The sequence below is a fragment of the Pseudomonas sp. NUPR-001 genome, from assembly GCF_052147955.1.
Classification (GTDB): domain Bacteria; phylum Pseudomonadota; class Gammaproteobacteria; order Pseudomonadales; family Pseudomonadaceae; genus Aquipseudomonas.
The window spans coordinates 42,371-59,686 of the sequence record NZ_CP197353.1 but is presented as its reverse complement, the minus strand read 5'-3'; the positions used below and the strand labels follow the sequence as shown (position 1 = coordinate 59,686).

The following is a 17,316-nucleotide window of genomic DNA, read 5'->3' as shown; positions in this document are numbered from 1 at the left end:
CTCCCACCGGAATCACACATTCCCTGTAGGAGCGGGCTTGCCCCGCGATAACACTAAGCCCCCAAACCAACCGTCGTACGCACCCGCCCTTCAACCCGGCGTTTTAGCCGGTGCTGCTCGATCACCAGACGGGAGCCGTTGCCCGCATTAGCTCGCCCCCAATCCTCAAGCAACTCAAGACAGGAATGGTCGATATAGCTTAGGTTGGCCAACGGCACATGCAGCGTGGTGCCCACCGGGATCCCCTCCAGAGCCTGTGCCAGCGCCGGAACCTTGAGAAAGGTCGCCGCACCACTCATGCGCAGTTCCAAGTGATCCGGCTCGTCTCGACTGACCACACTGATCTTCAATCTCGCCGCCTTGAGCGCCAGCTTCAACAGGGTCAGGGCAAAGCCCAGCAGCACCCCGGTCAACAGATCAGTGAAGATGATCGCCAACGCAGTAGCGGCATAGGTGAACATCGGCATCCGGCCATAACGGCCCAAGCCCTTGAACGCTTTGAAATCCACCAACTTGATACCGGTATACACCAACACGCCCGCCAGGCTTGCCACCGGAATCTGTTGCAACACGCTGCTGAGCATCACCACAAAGGCCAGCAACCAGACGCCATGCAGGATCGCCGACAGGCGCGTCCGCGCACCCGCCTGAACGTTGGCCGAGCTGCGTACGATCACCCCGGTCATCGGTAGCGCGCCGAGTACTCCGCAAAGCATATTGCCCAAGCCTTGGGCCGACAGCTCACGATCGAAATCCGAACGCTGACCATTGTGCATGCGGTCTACCGCGGCAGCCGACAGCAAGGTTTCAGCACTGGCGATAAAGGCCAGGGCAAAGGCTGCAACCAGCAGGTTCGGGTCAGCGAGGTTGAGCAAGTCGGCCGGGCGCAGCCAGTCGATTGCCTCGCTCAGGTCGGCTGGTACCTGAACGCGATTGACCGGCAGCGCCAGCCAGATACTGACGGCAGTCATCAGCGCGACGCCGAGCAAGGCACCGGGCACAAAACGCAACGACTGCGGCCGCCAACGCTCCCAGCCCCACATCAGCGCAATGGTGCCAAACCCCAGTAGTGCGGCTTTCCAGCCGTTGCCCTGGTGCTCCACTGGCAGCGCCTGACTGACCGTTTCCGGAAACGCTATCAAGTTGGCCAACCCGGACGGCTGCGGTGCGCTGTCGAACAGCACATGCACCTGAGACAAGACAATCAACACGCCGATCCCCGCCAGCATGCCGTACACCACGGCCGGTGCCGTCACCCGGAACCAGCACCCCAGCCGCAAACGCCCGGCCAGCAATTGCAGCAAGCCCGCGAGCAACAGGATCGGGCCAAGCATCGCCACGCCATGCTGGCGCACCAACTCGAACACCAAGACGGCCAACCCCGCCGCCGGGCCACTGACCTGCAGTGGCGAGCCGGCCAGCCAGCCGACCACGATGCCGCCAATAATCCCGGTGATCAGGCCTTTGGCCGGTGGCATCCCCGAGGCAATGGCGATGCCCATGCACAAGGGCAGGGCGACCAGAAAAACCACTACCGATGCCAGTAATTCACGCGGCAGTGCCGCTTTGATCTGTGTTTTGTTCACCGTGTCACTCCTTCTCTCACGTTCACAGCCATTCCGATGGCCGATAACACACCCCTGACGCGCGCGCAGGCGCAGGCCGCCAGCGAGCCGGCAGGGCAGTCAGGGAAATTCAAGGCAGCCGATGACCAGGCCACACCCGGAGGGTGCAGCCGTCAATCAGCGTGTCGCGGGAGTTTCAGGGACGCTTAGTAGCGGCCTTTCGGGGTAGCGCTGGGGATTGGCTGACCGGCAGTCAGCGGCAGGAAGCTGTCGCTCGCGGCGTCATAGGCTTCGATCTGGCTGGTTTCGATGTCGTAGATCCAGCCGTGAATGTGGAGCTGGCCAGCAGCCAGACGCGAAGCAACCGAAGGATGCGTGCGCAGGTGCTGCAACTGCGCGATGACGTTTTCTTTGGTCAGCACTTGCATGCTTTCATGCTCGCTGCCGCAAGAGCAGTTGTCTTCAACCACCGTGCGCGCAACCTCGGCGTGACGCAGCCAGGCCTTGACCGTCGGCATCTTTTCCAGGCTCTGAGGGTTGAGCACTGCACGCATGGCGCCACAGTCAGAGTGGCCGCAAACGATGATGTGATGAACGCCCAGGGCCAGCACGGCATATTCGATGGCGGTGGATACACCACCGTTCATTTGCCCGTAGGGCGGCACAACGTTGCCGACGTTACGGGTGACGAACAAGTCGCCAGGAGAACTCTGGGTAATCAACTCGGGCACGATGCGCGAGTCGGCACAGGTGATGAACATTGCCCGAGGCTTTTGTGCAGTGGCCAGTTTCTTGAACAGCTCTTGCTGCTCAGGAAATACGTCGTGGTGAAACCGCAGAAAGCCATCGACGATATGCTTCAGGGCAGCATCAGCGCTTTCGGCGGGTACATCCGGTACGGCCTTGGATGGGTCCTTGATGGGCATGATTCATCCTCTTTGACGTTTTTAGGTTAAGTCCATTCTACCGGGTTGATGATTCAAACAGCGCATGTCACTTGGATGACCTGCGCGCACCAACAATCACATCAGTTGTTGACTGAATTCCTACGCTACCCGGGAAAACTTAACTCAAACTGAATTGCGAGGCTCTAGCACGGGCATTTCAGCGATTCAAAGCGATGCCAAAATAGTATCAAAAAAGCATCAGTGGCCAATACCCATTATGGAAATCAGAGCAACGACATTTGTCGGCCCGGCGGACAAAATGCAGTGCAATCAAGCGCGTAGCCTTCACGCAGGTTCAGCCCGAAACGACGAATGGCGCGGCTGAAGCGCTGCGCCAGCAACTCGGCAAAAACACCTTCACCGCGCATCCGCGCACCAAAGCGGCTGTCATACAGCTCACCGCCGCGGCTCTGGCGGATCAGGCTCACTACATGACCAGCCCGTTGCGGATAGTGATCCTGCAGCCACTGTTCAAACAACGGCGCGACTTCCAGCGGCAAGCGCAACAACATGTACGCCGCAGTTCTGGCGCCATTGGCCTTGGCGGCCTCCAGCAAGTGCTCCAACTCGCTGTCGTTGATCATCGGGATCATCGGCGAGCACAGAACACCGACGGGAATACCAGCCTCACTCAACACCCGGATGGCCCGTAGCCGCGCCTTGGGGGCTGCCGCCCGTGGTTCCAGTGTGCGCTTGAGTTCGTCGTCGAGCGTGGTCAGGCTGATCATCACTGACACCAGCCGCTGCTGAGCAAGCTCGGTAAGCAGATCAAGGTCGCGAAGGATCAGAGAGCCTTTGGTTACGATAGTGACCGGATGGCGATATCGCAGCAGCACTTCCAGCAAGCGTCGGGTCAGTTGCTGTTCGCGCTCGATGGGCTGGTAAGGATCGGTGTTGGAGCCGAGGTTGATCGGTGCACAGACGTAGCCCGGCTTGCTCAGTTGCTGCTCAAGCACCTCGGCGGCGTTGGTTTTGGCGATCAGCTTGGTTTCGAAATCCAGCCCCGGGGACAAGTCCCAATAGGCGTGGCTGGGGCGTGCGTAGCAGTAAATGCAGCCATGTTCGCAGCCGCGATAAGGATTGATCGAGCGGTCGAAGGGTAGGTCAGGCGAGTTGTTGCGGGTAATGATGCTCTTGGCCGTTTCACTGCGCACTTCGGTGCCTTGGGTCAGCGGCACTTCCTGATACCAGCCGTCGTCTTCTACCACCGAGCGGTTCGGGGCGAAACGATTATGAGGATTGCTGGTGGTGCCGCGACCACGCAGCGGCGCTGGAGTATGCATGGCGCACCCTTTCACTGTTTTTTTATACAGTACAACAGGGTGCTCAGTTGATCCAGCACCGCTGGGCAGCAAACCTCAGGACGCGCTCAATCCATGCCAGCGAAGAAATGGCGCAGCACTCAGCGGGCGCTTGAGAAAGCTTTCGACCCCTACCTGAATGGGCTGCGAAGCGCCAGGCATAAACACAAGCTCATGCAACTCGCGCCCGGTTGCCCGATTGAGCAAGCCTTCCTGCTCAAAACGGCTGAACAGGTCAAAGGCATGCACATCGGCCCACAGGTAGCCGAAATAACCCGCTTCGTAGCCTGTCACCAGATGATCGAACGCATGCAACGGCCTCTCGAAGTCAGCCAGCGGCCAGGCCCCGGCGGCGCTGAAACTGTCTTCGACCCGCTGTTGCACGTTGCGCCCATCATCCGGGGCGTTGTGCAGGTCCATATCAAACAACGCTTTTGCCAGCTCCACCGCCAGCTTCGACTGCTCTTGCGCCTGAAGTTGTTCGAGGAACGTCTGCAGTGCCGGAGCGCTCAGTGGCGCCCCAGTCAGGTAGTGCGAAGAAATGCTCGCCAGGTACTGCGCCGACCAGCACCAACGCTCAAGCAATTTGCCGGCTACCTCAAAGCCACCAGGGCCCAGGTTCTGTACATCCGACAGGTGGTAATTGTTGGTACGTACCAACAGGTGATGCAGACAGTGGCCAAACTCATGAAACACCTTGCGCAGGTCCAGATGGCTCAACAGTGGTGGAACATTGCCCTGTCCGGCGGCCACACTGGCAAACATCGCCACCGCGCTGCCGTGGTAGCGGCCTTCAGCGTCAATATGGCGGTTACTCAGGTAGTAGGTCCAGGCGCCTTCCGCATGTTTGCCGTCCCTGGCGATGGCATCGATGTGCAGATGTCCCTGTAACGCATTGTCCTGCTCGACCTCGAACGTGCGCACACTTGGGTGCCAGCTGGCAGTAGGTGTCTCGCGCAGTACAACACCAAACAGCTGCTTGGCCAGATCGACCAGGGCCTTGATTACGGTATCCAGCGAGAAACAAGCGTGCACCTCGTCTTCGGACAGGCTCAAAGGCATTTGTCGAGCCTGCTTGCGCAGATAAGCGACGTCCCAGGGCTGGACCTGCGGCAGACCCTGCTGCTGGGCAAAGTCCTGCAGGCGTTTACGTTCCTGTTCAAAGCTCGGCTTTGCCTGCCGACTCAGTTGCTGGAGAAAGCGTATCACCTGATCCTGAGAAACACCGCCTTTGCGTTGCAAATTGAACAGTGGAAAGCGATCGAACCCAAGCAAACGAGCCTTTTCCTGCCGGGCATCAGCCAGATCCTGAAAGATTTCACCGTTGTCCTCACCGGGTTCCTGGCTGACCGCGCGTGTCATCCACGCCCGGTACACTTGCTCACGCAAATCGCGGTCTTGGGCATGCTCAATTACCGCCAGGCACGGCGCTTCTTCTAGGGTGATCAGCCATCCGCTCAACGCTTTGGTGTGTGCCGCCGCCGCCATCGCCCCCCGATTGAGTGCCGGTATGCCACGCAGGCGCTGCTCATCCATGATGTGCACATTCCAGGCCTCGCCAGAGCGCACCACGTTGTCGAAAAACGCGTTCTGCAGGTCGCTGATTCGCTGCTCCAGCGCCTGTAGCTGCTCGCGCTGAATGTCCGTCAGGTGAACCCCCGACAGGCGCATGGCTTTAAGGGTTCGTTGCAACGCCGCTTTGCGCTGCCGATCCAGATTCATGCCATAGGTGCTGGCCGCCAGGCGCTCGTACAGGCTCAACAACTCGGCGTTTTGCAGGTTCTGCAGGAAATAGGCCTGGGCCAGATCCCAACACTCATTCGCATCCTCTTGCCAGTCACCTTCGAGTGAAAGCAACGGCGCGATGCTATAGAGGGTGTTGTTCAGACGCGCATCCAACGCATCCACCGCCAGCACCAGGTCGTCCCAGGTTGGCAAGGTACGTTGCTGCTCGATGATGACGTCCAGGGCGATACGGTTATCACTGATGATCTGCTCGACCGCTGCGCGCAGATGCTCAAGGCGGACCGCCGCATAATCGAGCGGCTGGTCGTTTTGCAGGAAGGGGTTATCGCTGTGCATGCTGATTCCAGAGTGACGTGAATAATCTCATCACTCTGGAACGCCGCACTCAATGACGGGTGTTAACTATGTGGCACCCGAAACGTAATTGTATCGGGTGCCACACCCGCCTTACTCGACAGGCTTTTTAAGCTTCGGATTGGGGAAGAACTGTACCGTCTGCACCTTTGCCTCAGCCGGTTTGACTTCCACCTTGTTGACCCGGGTACCCAGCTCTTTGGGCACCGACAACCCCTGTTCATTGAGGGTGTCGGAAAACCCGCACGCCACGCACTCACGGTGCGGAACGCTGTCTTCGCTCCACATCATCAGCTTGTCCGGCTCGCTGCACGCCGGGCAGACCGCCCCGGCGATAAAGCGTTTTTTCGTTTTGATCACGGGCGCATCGCTCATGCCGCCACTTCCTCACTCAAACCACAGTGACGCAAGAGTGCATCGATTGACGGCTCACGGCCACGGAAGTCGACGAACAGCAGCATCGGCTCCTGGGAACCGCCGCGGGCCAGAATGGCTTCGCGGAAGGCACGACCGGTTTCAGCGTTCAGCACACCTTCTTCCTCAAAACGCGAGAACGCGTCAGCCGAGAGCACTTCAGCCCACTTGTAGCTGTAGTAACCGGCGGCGTAACCGCCGGCAAAGATGTGCGCAAAGCTGTTGGGGAAACGGTTGTACGCCGGTGGGCGCATCACCGAAACCTCATCGCGAATGCCTTCAAGCACTTCCAGCACGCTGCGGCCATCGCCATGGCTGGCATGCAATTCGAAGTCGAACAGGGAGAACTCCAACTGGCGGACCATCATCAGCCCGGACTGGAAGTTCTTCGCTGCCAGCATTTTTTCCAGCAGGTCCTGGGGCAGGGCCGCGCCGGTTTCGTAATGCGCGGAAATCAGCGCCAGACCTTCAGGCTCCCAGCACCAGTTTTCCATGAACTGACTTGGCAGCTCGACAGCGTCCCAGGCCACACCGTTGATTCCGGAAACACCTGCATGCTCGATACGGGTCAGCAGGTGATGCAGGCCATGACCAAACTCGTGGAACAGGGTGGTGACTTCGTCGTGAGTCAGCAGCGCAGGCTTGCCGGGTGCGGCCGGGGTGAAGTTACACACCAGGTTGGCCACCGGGCTCTGCAGCTTGCCGTCAGCGGCGCGGCGACGGTCGCGAGCACCGTCCATCCAGGCGCCGCCACGCTTGTTGGCACGCGCATACAGGTCGAAGAAGAAGCGACCGACGTGTTGGCCGTGTTCTTTGATTTCGAACAGGCGCACATCCGGATGCCAGGTGTCGAAGCCCTTGAGCTCAGCAATCTCGATGCCATACAGGCGCTGGACGATGGCGAACAGCCCTGACAGCACTTTGTCGATCGGGAAGTAGGCACGCAGGGTTTCCTGCGAAACGCTGTAGCGTTGCTCGCGGAGTTTTTCACCGAAGAAACCACTGTCCCAGCTTTGCAGGTCTGGGCAACCTTGCTCGGCGGCATAGGCCTTGAGCTGGGCCAGATCCTGGGCAGCGAACGGCTTGCTACGTTTGGCCAGGTCACGCAGGAAGCTCAGGACCTGATCGCTGGACTCGGCCATTTTGGTTGCCAGGCTCAGCTCGGCGTAGTTGGCATAACCGAGCAGCGTGGCCAGTTCCTGACGCAGGTCGAGGATTTCGCGCATCACCGGGCCGTTGTCGAACTGGCCGGCATTCGGCCCCTGATCGGAAGCGCGGGTGCAGTAAGCGGCGTAGATCTCTTCACGCAGGGCGCGATCTTCGGCGTAGGTCATCACCGCGTAGTAGCTCGGGAACTCCAGGCTGATCAGCCAGCCGTCGAGGCCCTTGGCCTGGGCCGCAGCAGCCATTTGCGCCTTGGCCGAATCGGTCAGGCCTGCCAGCGCGGCCTCGTCGGTGACCTGTTTGGTCCAGGCTTGAGTGGCATCGAGCAGTTGGTTGGAGAAACGGCTGCCCAACTCGCTGAGCTTGCTCTGCACTTCTGCATAACGCTGCTGCTTTTCGGCAGGCAGGTCGATACCCGACAGACGGAAGTCACGCAGGGCGTGTTCAAGAATAGTCTTTTGCGCGACGTCGAAACCCGCCGCTTCAGGGCTGGCAATCAGCGCTTCATAGGCCTGGAACAGCTCGCGGTTCTGACCCAGTTCGGTCGCATAAGCGCTCAACGCCGGCAGGCAGGCCTCGTAGGCTTCGCGCAGCTCGGCGCTGTTGCACACGGCGTTGAGGTGACTGACCGGGCTCCAGGCTGCGCCCAGGCGATCATTGAGTTCGTCCATCGCCAGAACCAGGCCGGCCCAGCTTGGCTGCTGACCCTGGCGCTTGAGAATGTCGGCAATAGCGGTACGGTTGTCGGCCAGGATCTGTTCAATCGCCGGCTGCACATGCTCGGCACGGATCGCCGAGAAGGGCGGCAAGTCATAAGACTGCAGGAGCGGGTTGGTCGCACTCACGGTTAAACACCTTGGCAGAAGAAACACTGGACCATCTTAATTACAATCGACGCCGACCGCAGCCCTATCAATACCAAAGAGAACTCCTATCATGGCCATCCGCAGTTTCCAGAACCATACACCCCGCTTGGGCGAACGCGCCTTCGTGGACTGCAGCGCCGTGGTTTTGGGAGACGTCGAGATCGGAGACGACAGCTCGGTTTGGCCATTGACGGTGATCCGCGGCGATATGCACCGTATTCGCATCGGTGCGCGCACCAGCGTGCAAGACGGCAGCGTGCTGCACATTACCCACGCCGGGCCATTCAACCCGGACGGTTTTCCGCTGTTGATCGGCGATGAGGTAACCATTGGACACAAAGTCATGCTTCACGGCTGCACGCTGGGCAACCGGATTCTGGTTGGCATGGGCACCACCATCATGGACGGCGCGGTGGTCGAAGACGAAGTGATCATCGGTGCTGGCAGCCTGGTGCCGCCGGGCAAACGCCTGGAAAGTGGTTTTCTGTATGTCGGCAGCCCGGTCAAACAAGCCCGTGCCCTGACCGAGAAAGAGCGCGCATTCTTTCCCTATAGCGCCAGCAACTACGTGAAGCTCAAAGACCAGCATCTGGCCGAAGGCTACCACCTGCCTGAGTAAACCGGTTTACAGCCCTTATCGAGACAGTCATGCATCAGCAAAACATCCTCTTCGACCTTGACGGCACCCTGACCGACCCGCGCCAGGGTATTACCCGTTCGATCCAGTATGCCCTGGCCAAGCTCGGCATCGACGAGCCGGACCTGGCCCGCCTTGAGCACTTCATCGGCCCGCCCTTACTGCAGGCCTTCATGCAGTTCTACGGCTTCGACGAGGCCAAGGCCTGGGACGCGGTGAACTTCTACCGCGAGCGCTTCAAGGTCACCGGTCTTTACGAAAACCTGGTGTTCGACGGCGTCAAGCCACTGCTCGAAGCCCTGAACGGGCAGGGCAGGACGCTGTACATCGCCACCTCCAAACCTTGGGTGTACGCGCGGGAAATTGCCCGGCACTTCCAGTTCGACCATCACTTCAAGGTGATCTACGGCAGTGAGCTGGACGGCACCCGCACCAACAAGGTCGAGCTGATTGCTCACCTGCTGGCCGAAGAGTCGCTGGACCCAGCGCAAACGCTGATGATCGGCGACCGTAAACACGACCTGATCGGCGCGCGCAGCAATGGCCTTGAAGCGGTGGCCGTGGGTTACGGGTTTGGCAGCCACGAGGAACTCAGTGCAGAGCAGCCGGCTTACCACTTTGCGACCTTGGGTGAGCTGCATCAGGCGTTTCTGCGCGGTTGATGGTCTGATCGCGGGGCAAGCCCGCTCCTACCGAGCGGTGTGGGAGGGGGCTTGCCCCGCGATGCTATTCAGAGCCTGCTGCCGCTCCACAGGCGCCAACTTACCCATCGCCGCAACCCGCGCATAAAACACCTGCCAATCGCCGCCGACTTCGGCAAACAACGCGGCAAACGCCGGTACCCACTGGTCATACAGTCCAAACGGTAACAGTTTGGCATTGTTCATCGGTGCATTGATCCAGGCATCGAAGCGCCCTTTACCGCCCCACTGGCTATCGCGCAGTGCCCGGTACTCGCGACGCAGGCGTTCAAACTCAGCCTGCTTGCCAGCGCGCTTGGCTGGCACGCTCAGCGGCGCCGCATACAGTGTTTTCAGCCGTTCCCGGCTGGCCAACACCAAGGCGATGAATTGCTCACGCTGCTGGTTGTCGTCCTGAGTCTGCTGCGGCAGGCCACGCGCGGCGCGCCACTGCCGCGCCCCTTCCTGTTCAACGAAGGTGGCGAACGACTCATTGAAAGCCGTGTCGTCCTGTACGTACACCTGCTGGTGCGCCAGCTCGTGGAAAATCACGGCGGCCAGACGCTCGTCACCCCAACCCAACATGGAGCTAAGAATCGGGTCATCGAACCACCCCAGGGTCGAATAGGCCTCGACCCCGCCCACATAGACATCCAGCCCTTGTTGCTTCTGCAACGCCGCAGCGCCGCGCGCCGCGCCCTGGCTGTAGTAACCGCGGTAAGCAACGCAGCCGGCTATCGGGAAGCAATGGGTTTCGGGTTCGAGGGACAGCTCGGGGGTCGCAAACACATTCCACACCACAAACGGCCGGCCAATGTCGGCATACACCCGGTAGCTGCGGTTATCCGGCAGCCTCAGTTGCGCACTGGCAAAGGCGCGGGCCTGTTCGGCCTGAAGCAATTGCTGGCGCAGCTTTTCCGGTGTGTCTGGCGCTGTGACCAGCTCTGCCACGGACATACGGGCCTGCAGCAGCTGCCATTGACCGCTCGCCAATTGCCCGTAATAACTGACGCTGGAACAACCGTTGAGCAGCCCGAGCGCCAGCAAGGGAACCAAGTAGCGAAAAAAATGGTCGAGTGCCCCAAGACTTGAGCGCAATAAAAGAAATAGTCGAAGCATTCGCGTCCCGTTTTCCGCTCAAGAACTCTTCAGCTTCAAGACTATCCTGCCCGGTTGGAGTTTTGCCATGCGTACACTGCTTGTCATCAGTAGTCTTCTGCTTCTGTCCGGCTGCGCCGGGCTGCTGCTGCCTCAACCCGACCCCAACCAGGCCTGGATTGACCTCGCGCCCGGCCAGGACGATACCTTGCATGCCGTGCAGGTGGATGATCGTGATTGGGCCGACAAGCGCTATTTTGAAGTGCCCCCAGGCAGCCACGAGCTGACCGTACGCTACCTGTTCCCAGTGACGCCGAGCAACATCGGCCCGGTCAGCGAACCGCTGTGGCGCGATTGCCAGCTGAATGTGAAATTCAAGGATTTCACTGCCGGGCAACGCTATCAACTGGAAGCAGGCAGCATCGGCTTTCGCCCTTGGGCAAAGCTGTATGACGAGCAGCGCAATCTGATCAGCAAAGGGCTACCGGCGGGCTGCCAACGCACCTGATAAGGTGAATGGCGCTATGCTTATGCTTTGAAGCTTGCATGCCGGGAGTTTGCCATGCGCCAGCCAATGATGCTGATTGCCCTCAGTACCCTGGGGGCGTGCGCCAGCCCCTTGCCGCCAGTTGACAGCAAGCAAGCCTGGGTCGATCTGTACACCATGACGCCTGGTAAAACGCTGATGGCCGACCGCCTGGATGGTGAGCGCCTCAACGATGGGCGCTTCTTTCAGGTCACACCAGGCAAACACGAGCTGACAGTACGTTTCGATTTCGAGGTGTATTCCGGTGGTTTCTCTATGAACCCCGTAGAGCGCACCTGCTACCTGAAAGTGCGCTACGACCACTTCGAAGCCGGTCAGCGTTATCGCCTGGAGGCGCGGGCACCCGCCATGCGACCCAGTGCCTACCTGTACGACGCACAACGCAAGGTGCTTGCCGAAGAAGCCAACGACATCTTCTGCATTCCCTGACGCTTAGCGATCATTTTTCTGATAAATGATCTTCTTGGTGCCACCCTCGCAACTGCCGACCACCATGTTCTGGTCGTGGACCTCTTCGTTCTTGACGATTTCCAGGGTGTAGGAGCTGACGTTGTTGGCCTGGATCTTCGCTTCGATCTCAGCCTTGAGCTCTTCACAATTCTTCGGCGCAGCCAGTGCAGAGGTTGCCAGCAGCGAAGCCAGCACAGCGATTGCAACACGGATCATGGGGACAACTCCTTGTGACGGCAGCGAGTGTGCCGACACCCATTTGACCACAAGCACCGATCACGGTTCTGCCTCCCTTGCTTCAGCGCGATTGCACCGCAGGCATTGAATCCTCAGGAAGTGCCCATACAGAGTTGAAAAGGCCTACGCGTAATGTCGGCCAAATGACTGCCTGGAGGCTCAATAGCCCATGAAGCGACTCGCGGACACTAAATTCTCCACCCTCGACCTGGTGCCAGTGCGCGCAGACGGCAGCCCGGCACAATCCCTGCGCAATTCGCTGGACCTGGCACAGCACGTAGAGAAATTCGGCTACAACCGCTTCTGGGTTGCTGAACACCACAACATGGACGGCATTGCCAGCTCGGCCACAGCGGTTCTGCTCAGCTACCTGGCAGGTGGCACGTCGACCATCCGCGTCGGTGCCGGTGGCGTCATGCTGCCCAACCATGCTCCGTTAGTGATTGCCGAGCAGTTTGGCACCCTGGAAAGTCTCTATCCCGGTCGTATCGATCTGGGCCTGGGCCGCGCGCCCGGCTCCGATCAAATGACCGCACGGGCGCTGCGCCGCGAACGTTCTGGCAGCGCTGACGACTTCCCCGACGATGTCGAAGAACTGGTGCGTTACCTCGGCCCAAGAACGGCGGACCAAAAGGTCATCGCTGTGCCAGGTTATGGCACCGAGGTGCCGATCTGGTTGCTCGGTTCCAGCCTGTTCAGCGCGCAGTTGGCGGGAATGCGCGGCTTGCCGTATGCCTTCGCCTCACATTTCGCACCGCGCTATATGCACGAAGCCATCCGCATTTACCGCGACCACTTCCAGCCCTCGGCAGTGCTCGACACACCCTATGTGATGCTCGGTGTGCCGCTGGTTGCGGCCGACAGCGACGAACGCGCCAACTACCTGGCGACCTCGGTGTACCAGCGCATTCTGGCCTTGATGCGTGGCCAAAGCCTGGTACAGCGGCCACCGGTCGAGAGCATGGACGGCCTGTGGTTACCGCATGAGCGCGAGGCGGTGGGCAGCTTCCTGGGGCTGGCGATGGTCGGCGGGCCGGAGAAAATCCGCGCCAAGCTCGAGGTATTGCTGGAGCAGACTCAAGCTGATGAGCTGATCTTTACCTGCGACCTGTATGAACACGCCGACCGGATTCGCTCGTATGAGTTGCTGGCGCAGGTCATGCGCAGCGAGTAGGTGAGTTGTCGCGGGGCAAGCCCGCTCCCACACGGTGTGTTCTGTGGGAGCTTGCCCCGCGATCAGCGTCAACCGCGCTTGTAGACGATTTCCTTGGTGCCGCCTTCGCAGGTCCCGACGACCTTGCCGCCCGAGGCCGCACCTTTGTCGATGATTTCCAGCGAGTAACCGCTGACACCCTTGGCGTCCAGCTTGGCGGCTATTTCGCTCTTCAATTCTTCGCACGGTTTGCCCGCTGCGAGCGCAGTACCCGCCAGCATCATCAAACCCAGTGCTACTACCAACTTCTTCATCGATCGCTTTCCTTGTTCAGATCAAAGTGGAGGATGGCGCCGGAACTTATCCGGTCGCCTCAAGACTGTGTAACTCAATTGACCCGCACAAGCCAGTGACATGCTTTCAGCTATTGGCAATCCGGAATCCGACCTTCAGCGTTACCTGAAAGTGCGCGGCCTTGTTGTCTTTGATGTGCCCACGCGTTTCGACCACTTCAAACCACTCAAGGTGCTTGATGCTTTTGCCGGCTTCGGCCAGGGCATTGTTGATGGCGTCTTCGATGCTGGTGGGTGACGAGCCGACGAGTTCAATTTTCTTGTAGGTGTGATGATCCGACATGATCAGTCTCCTTTTCGAAGGTGAACACTGAGCCTAGCAGCGTCGGCGGGTTTTATCCGTGGCCAGACACCAGCTCGGAAAAGTCGCACGGCACTTTCGCTCTACACTGAAGTCCCAACCTCAACAGCTCACTCACACCACGAAGGAGAGCCACCATGGCCAACCACTCGTTGCGTAAAGCGTCGCTGCAAAGCATGGAAGCGGAGATCGAAAGCCTGCTCAAATCGTTGGAAAGCCTCAAGAACGACGCCTCGGATGAGTCGCGCAACACCCTGAAAACGCTCAAGGGCAACGCCGAAAACGCTTTGCGCCACTCGCGCAGCCTGCTCAGCGATGCCTATGATGAAGTGAAAACCAAAACCCGCGAGACCGGTGTGGCCACCCGCGACTATGCCCAGCAGCACCCTTGGACCACTGCAGGGGTGACGATTGGCGCCCTGGGCCTGCTCGCCGCGTACTTGATGTGCAAACGCAGTAATTAATCGGCCTGACGCGCCAACTCGGCGCGCAACCACCCGGCCAGTTGCTCGGCGCGCCCATCTGCGGCGCGTCGCGGCACCCACAGCGCCAAGGCGGCCTGCGTCTGACAAAAGCCCCAGGGTGCGGCCAGACGCCCGGCGCGCAGGTCATCAGCGACCAGCGGCTGCGGAGCGATTGCCACCCCAAGCCCGGCGACCGCCGCTTCCAACAAGTAATACAGATGCTCGAAATCCTGGCCGTAGCGCAGCGCCTCAGGATCGATGCCTTGCTGCTGCGCCCAATTCGGCCAGGCCTGCGGCCGCGAAGTGGTCTGCAGCAGCGTTTCCGCCAGCAAGGCTTGCGCAGGTGCGTTCTGCAAGCGCGAGAATCCGGCGAAATGTGGGCTGAGGACCGGGCCGATGCACTCCTGGGCCAGCACGTGAACCTGCATATCGCTCGGCCATGGCGGCTCGGCGAATACCAACAGGGCATCAAGCCCCGGCCGCCGCGGGTCGAGATCCCCTTCACCGGCAGACAGATGCAAACGCAATTCCGGCAAGTCGGCCTTCAGCCGCCCCAAGCGCGGAATGAACCAACGCGCCAACAAGCTACCCGAACAACCCAGCACGAACGGTGCATCGGCATTGCTGTGGCTCAACTCGGCACATACGCTGCGCAAGCGGTCAAAGGCGTCAAAGCTGGCATCGCGTAGGCGCTGGCCTGCATCTGTGAGTTTAATGCCGCGCCCGTCTTTGACGAAAAGGCTGACACCCAGATGCTCCTCCAACACCTTCAACTGCCGGCTTACCGCACCGTGCGTAACGTGCAACTGCTCGGCGGCCTGGCTGACGCTATTAAGCCGCGCCGTGGCTTCGAAGGCGCGCAGGGCATTGAGGGGAGGCAGGTCGTTACGCATGACGTGTGAGTTTTCCTGACATGTTTAGGCAATCTTATCGGTTTTCAGTTGGGCCTGTCGTGGGTACAGTAAAGCCATTCTTCGTTTTCACTACGCCCTGGAGCGACCCATGACCCAGACCAACTTCCGCGCCGGCCCCGATGCCAATGGCCTGTTTGGCGCATTCGGCGGCCGCTACGTGGCTGAAACCCTGATGCCGCTGGTGCTCGACCTGGCCCGCGAATACGAAGCGGCCAAGGCCGACCCGGAGTTTCTTGAGCAACTGGCGTACTTCCAGCGCGACTACATCGGCCGCCCGAACCCGCTGTACTTCGCTGAACGCCTGACCGAACACTGCGGCGGCGCGAAAATCTTCTTCAAACGTGAAGAACTCAACCACACCGGCGCGCACAAGGTGAACAACTGCATCGGTCAGGTGCTGCTGGCCAAGCGCATGGGCAAAAAGCGCCTGATCGCCGAAACCGGCGCCGGTATGCACGGTGTCGCCACTGCCACTGTTGCAGCACGCTTTGGCCTGCCATGCGTGATCTACATGGGTGCCACCGACATCGAGCGCCAGCAAGCCAACGTGTTCCGCATGAAGCTGCTCGGCGCCGAGATCGTGCCGGTGACCTCCGGTACCGGCACGCTCAAAGACGCCATGAACGAAGCGCTGCGCGACTGGGTCACCAACGTCGATGACACCTTCTACCTGATCGGCACCGTGGCTGGCCCACACCCGTATCCGGCGATGGTCCGCGACTTCCAGTCGATCATCGGCAAAGAAACCCGCGCCCAGTTGCAAGAGAAAGAAGGGCGTCTGCCCGACAGCCTGATCGCCTGTGTCGGCGGCGGCTCGAATGCCATGGGTCTGTTCCATGACTTCCTCGACGACACCAGCGTACAGATCATCGGCGTTGAAGCCGGTGGTCATGGTGTCGATACCGACAAGCACGCCGCCAGCCTCACCGGTGGCATGCCGGGCGTACTGCACGGCAACCGCACCTACCTGCTGCAGGATGCCGACGGCCAGATCACCGACGCCCACTCGATTTCCGCAGGCCTGGACTACCCCGGCATCGGCCCTGAGCATGCCTGGTTGCATGAAGTGAAACGCGTCGAGTACGTCAGCATCAACGACGAAGAAGCCCTGGCTGCGTTCCACACCACCTGCCGTCTGGAAGGCATTATCCCGGCCCTGGAAACCTCCCACGCGCTGGCCGAAGCGATCAAACGCGCCCCAACGCTGCCTAAGGATCACCTGATGGTGGTGTGCCTTTCCGGGCGTGGCGACAAAGACATGCAAACCGTGATGAGCCATATGGCCGCCCAGGAGAAACAGGCATGAGCCGTCTTGAACAACGCTTCGCCGAACTGAAGGCCGAAAGCCGCTCTGCGCTGGTCACCTTCATCACTGCTGGCGACCCGGGCTACGATGCCTCGCTGGCGATTCTCAAAGGCCTGCCAGCAGCTGGCGCCGACGTCATCGAACTGGGCATGCCGTTCACCGACCCGATGGCCGATGGTGTGGCTATCCAACTGGCGACCCTGCGCGCCCTGGATGCCGGCCAGACCCTGGCGAAAACCCTGCAGATGGTTCGCGAGTTCCGCGTCGAGAACCAGAGCACACCGATTGTGCTGATGGGCTACTACAACCCGATCCATCGCTTTGGCGTCGAAGCCTTCGTTGCCCAGGCTAAGGAAGCCGGTGTCGACGGCCTGATCATTGTTGATCTGCCGCCTGAGCATGACGCAGAACTGGCGACCCCAGCACAGGCTGCCGGAATCGACTTCATCCGCCTGACCACCCCGACCACCGACGACGTGCGCCTGCCGCGCGTACTGGAGCGCAGCTCCGGTTTCGTCTACTACGTCTCGGTGGCGGGTGTCACCGGTGCTGGTTCGGCTACGACTGAACAGGTCAGCAGCGCTATTGCTCGCCTGCGTCGGCACACTGACCTGCCTATCAGCGTTGGCTTCGGTATTCGCACACCAGAGCAGGCGGCAGCGATTGCCAAGCTGTCTGACGGGGTAGTGGTAGGTTCGGCGCTGGTCGACAAAATTGCCCAGGCGAAATCGACTGAGCAGGCCGTGGGTGATGTGCTGGAGCTGTGTTCGGCACTGGCCCAGGGTGTGCGGGGCGCACGTACAGCGTGATACATCGCGG

19 protein-coding genes are annotated in these 17,316 nt (G+C 60.2%); 8 read left to right on the top strand and 11 right to left on the bottom strand.

Going from position 1 to position 17,316, the window contains the following annotated elements:
* Window positions 1-53 precede the first annotated feature (53 nt).
* From ACP6KB_RS00275 to prlC, 6 genes are all read right to left on the bottom strand, one after another.
* Entirely contained in the window at window positions 54-1,586 is a 1,533-nt protein-coding gene (locus tag ACP6KB_RS00275) for a SulP family inorganic anion transporter (protein ID WP_442111170.1), read from the bottom strand.
* A 185-nt stretch (window positions 1,587-1,771) separates the two neighbouring features.
* Entirely contained in the window at window positions 1,772-2,491 is a 720-nt protein-coding gene (locus ACP6KB_RS00270) for a carbonic anhydrase (RefSeq protein WP_442111168.1), read from the bottom strand.
* A gap of 245 nt (window positions 2,492-2,736) precedes the next feature.
* Window positions 2,737-3,795: a PA0069 family radical SAM protein gene (locus ACP6KB_RS00265; RefSeq protein ID WP_442111166.1), complete on the bottom strand. Its 1,059-nt coding sequence runs from the start codon at window positions 3,793-3,795 to the stop codon at window positions 2,737-2,739.
* 75 nt (window positions 3,796-3,870) lie between these two features.
* Window positions 3,871-5,895: a M3 family metallopeptidase gene (locus ACP6KB_RS00260; protein WP_442111164.1), complete on the bottom strand. Its 2,025-nt coding sequence runs from the start codon at window positions 5,893-5,895 to the stop codon at window positions 3,871-3,873.
* A gap of 111 nt (window positions 5,896-6,006) precedes the next feature.
* Window positions 6,007-6,288, bottom strand: coding sequence for a YheV family putative zinc ribbon protein (locus ACP6KB_RS00255; RefSeq protein ID WP_442111162.1), 282 nt, complete (start codon window positions 6,286-6,288; stop codon window positions 6,007-6,009).
* Entirely contained in the window at window positions 6,285-8,336 is a 2,052-nt protein-coding gene (prlC, locus tag ACP6KB_RS00250) for an oligopeptidase A (RefSeq protein WP_442111160.1), read from the bottom strand. Before prlC ends, ACP6KB_RS00255 begins: the two co-directional genes overlap by 4 nt.
* A 91-nt stretch (window positions 8,337-8,427) precedes the next feature.
* On the opposite strand from prlC, the gene ACP6KB_RS00245 reads away from it, so the two are divergent.
* Both ACP6KB_RS00245 and ACP6KB_RS00240 read left to right on the top strand, forming a co-directional pair.
* Window positions 8,428-8,976, top strand: coding sequence for a gamma carbonic anhydrase family protein (locus ACP6KB_RS00245; RefSeq protein ID WP_442111158.1), 549 nt, complete (start codon window positions 8,428-8,430; stop codon window positions 8,974-8,976).
* Between the two features lie 29 nt (window positions 8,977-9,005).
* Window positions 9,006-9,656, top strand: a complete 651-nt coding sequence (locus ACP6KB_RS00240; RefSeq protein ID WP_442111156.1) for an HAD family hydrolase — start codon at window positions 9,006-9,008, stop codon at window positions 9,654-9,656.
* Between the two features lie 27 nt (window positions 9,657-9,683).
* On the opposite strand, the gene ACP6KB_RS00235 is transcribed toward ACP6KB_RS00240, so the two are convergent.
* The gene (locus tag ACP6KB_RS00235; RefSeq protein ID WP_442111154.1) at window positions 9,684-10,793 is read right to left on the bottom strand and encodes an aminopeptidase; all 1,110 of its coding nucleotides are present in this window, start codon (window positions 10,791-10,793) and stop codon (window positions 9,684-9,686) included.
* A 67-nt stretch (window positions 10,794-10,860) separates the two neighbouring features.
* Between ACP6KB_RS00235 and ACP6KB_RS00230 the strand changes: the two genes are divergently transcribed.
* A complete protein-coding gene (locus tag ACP6KB_RS00230; RefSeq protein WP_442111152.1) occupies window positions 10,861-11,280 on the top strand; it encodes a PA0061/PA0062 family lipoprotein in 420 nt (139 codons plus the stop codon).
* Window positions 11,281-11,334: 54 nt separating this feature from the next.
* Window positions 11,335-11,748, top strand: coding sequence for a PA0061/PA0062 family lipoprotein (locus ACP6KB_RS00225; RefSeq protein ID WP_442111150.1), 414 nt, complete (start codon window positions 11,335-11,337; stop codon window positions 11,746-11,748).
* 3 nt (window positions 11,749-11,751) lie between these two features.
* Here the strand turns inward: ACP6KB_RS00225 and ACP6KB_RS00220 are convergent, their stop codons facing one another.
* A complete protein-coding gene (locus ACP6KB_RS00220; RefSeq protein WP_442111148.1) occupies window positions 11,752-11,985 on the bottom strand; it encodes a DUF1161 domain-containing protein in 234 nt (77 codons plus the stop codon).
* Between the two features lie 190 nt (window positions 11,986-12,175).
* Here ACP6KB_RS00220 and ACP6KB_RS00215 point away from each other — a divergent pair, with 190 nt between their 5' ends.
* Window positions 12,176-13,180, top strand: coding sequence for an LLM class flavin-dependent oxidoreductase (locus tag ACP6KB_RS00215; RefSeq protein WP_442111146.1), 1,005 nt, complete (start codon window positions 12,176-12,178; stop codon window positions 13,178-13,180).
* A gap of 68 nt (window positions 13,181-13,248) precedes the next feature.
* On the opposite strand, the gene ACP6KB_RS00210 is transcribed toward ACP6KB_RS00215, so the two are convergent.
* Both ACP6KB_RS00210 and ACP6KB_RS00205 read right to left on the bottom strand, forming a co-directional pair.
* Window positions 13,249-13,473, bottom strand: coding sequence for a DUF1161 domain-containing protein (locus ACP6KB_RS00210; RefSeq protein ID WP_442111144.1), 225 nt, complete (start codon window positions 13,471-13,473; stop codon window positions 13,249-13,251).
* 106 nt (window positions 13,474-13,579) lie between these two features.
* The gene (locus ACP6KB_RS00205; RefSeq protein ID WP_442111143.1) at window positions 13,580-13,795 is read right to left on the bottom strand and encodes a dodecin; all 216 of its coding nucleotides are present in this window, start codon (window positions 13,793-13,795) and stop codon (window positions 13,580-13,582) included.
* Window positions 13,796-13,950: 155 nt separating this feature from the next.
* On the opposite strand from ACP6KB_RS00205, the gene ACP6KB_RS00200 reads away from it, so the two are divergent.
* Entirely contained in the window at window positions 13,951-14,277 is a 327-nt protein-coding gene (locus ACP6KB_RS00200; protein ID WP_442111141.1) for a DUF883 family protein, read from the top strand.
* Here the strand turns inward: ACP6KB_RS00200 and ACP6KB_RS00195 are convergent.
* Window positions 14,274-15,170, bottom strand: a complete 897-nt coding sequence (locus ACP6KB_RS00195; RefSeq protein ID WP_442111139.1) for a LysR family transcriptional regulator — start codon at window positions 15,168-15,170, stop codon at window positions 14,274-14,276. The two genes, ACP6KB_RS00200 and ACP6KB_RS00195, sit on opposite strands and share 4 nt — an antisense overlap.
* Before the next feature lie 109 nt (window positions 15,171-15,279).
* Here ACP6KB_RS00195 and trpB point away from each other — a divergent pair, with 109 nt between their 5' ends.
* Both trpB and trpA read left to right on the top strand, forming a co-directional pair.
* The gene (gene trpB / locus ACP6KB_RS00190; protein ID WP_442111137.1) at window positions 15,280-16,497 is read left to right on the top strand and encodes a tryptophan synthase subunit beta; all 1,218 of its coding nucleotides are present in this window, start codon (window positions 15,280-15,282) and stop codon (window positions 16,495-16,497) included.
* Entirely contained in the window at window positions 16,494-17,306 is an 813-nt protein-coding gene (gene trpA / locus ACP6KB_RS00185) for a tryptophan synthase subunit alpha (protein WP_442111135.1), read from the top strand. The genes trpB and trpA overlap by 4 nt, the downstream gene beginning before the upstream one ends.
* Window positions 17,307-17,316 lie beyond the last annotated feature (10 nt).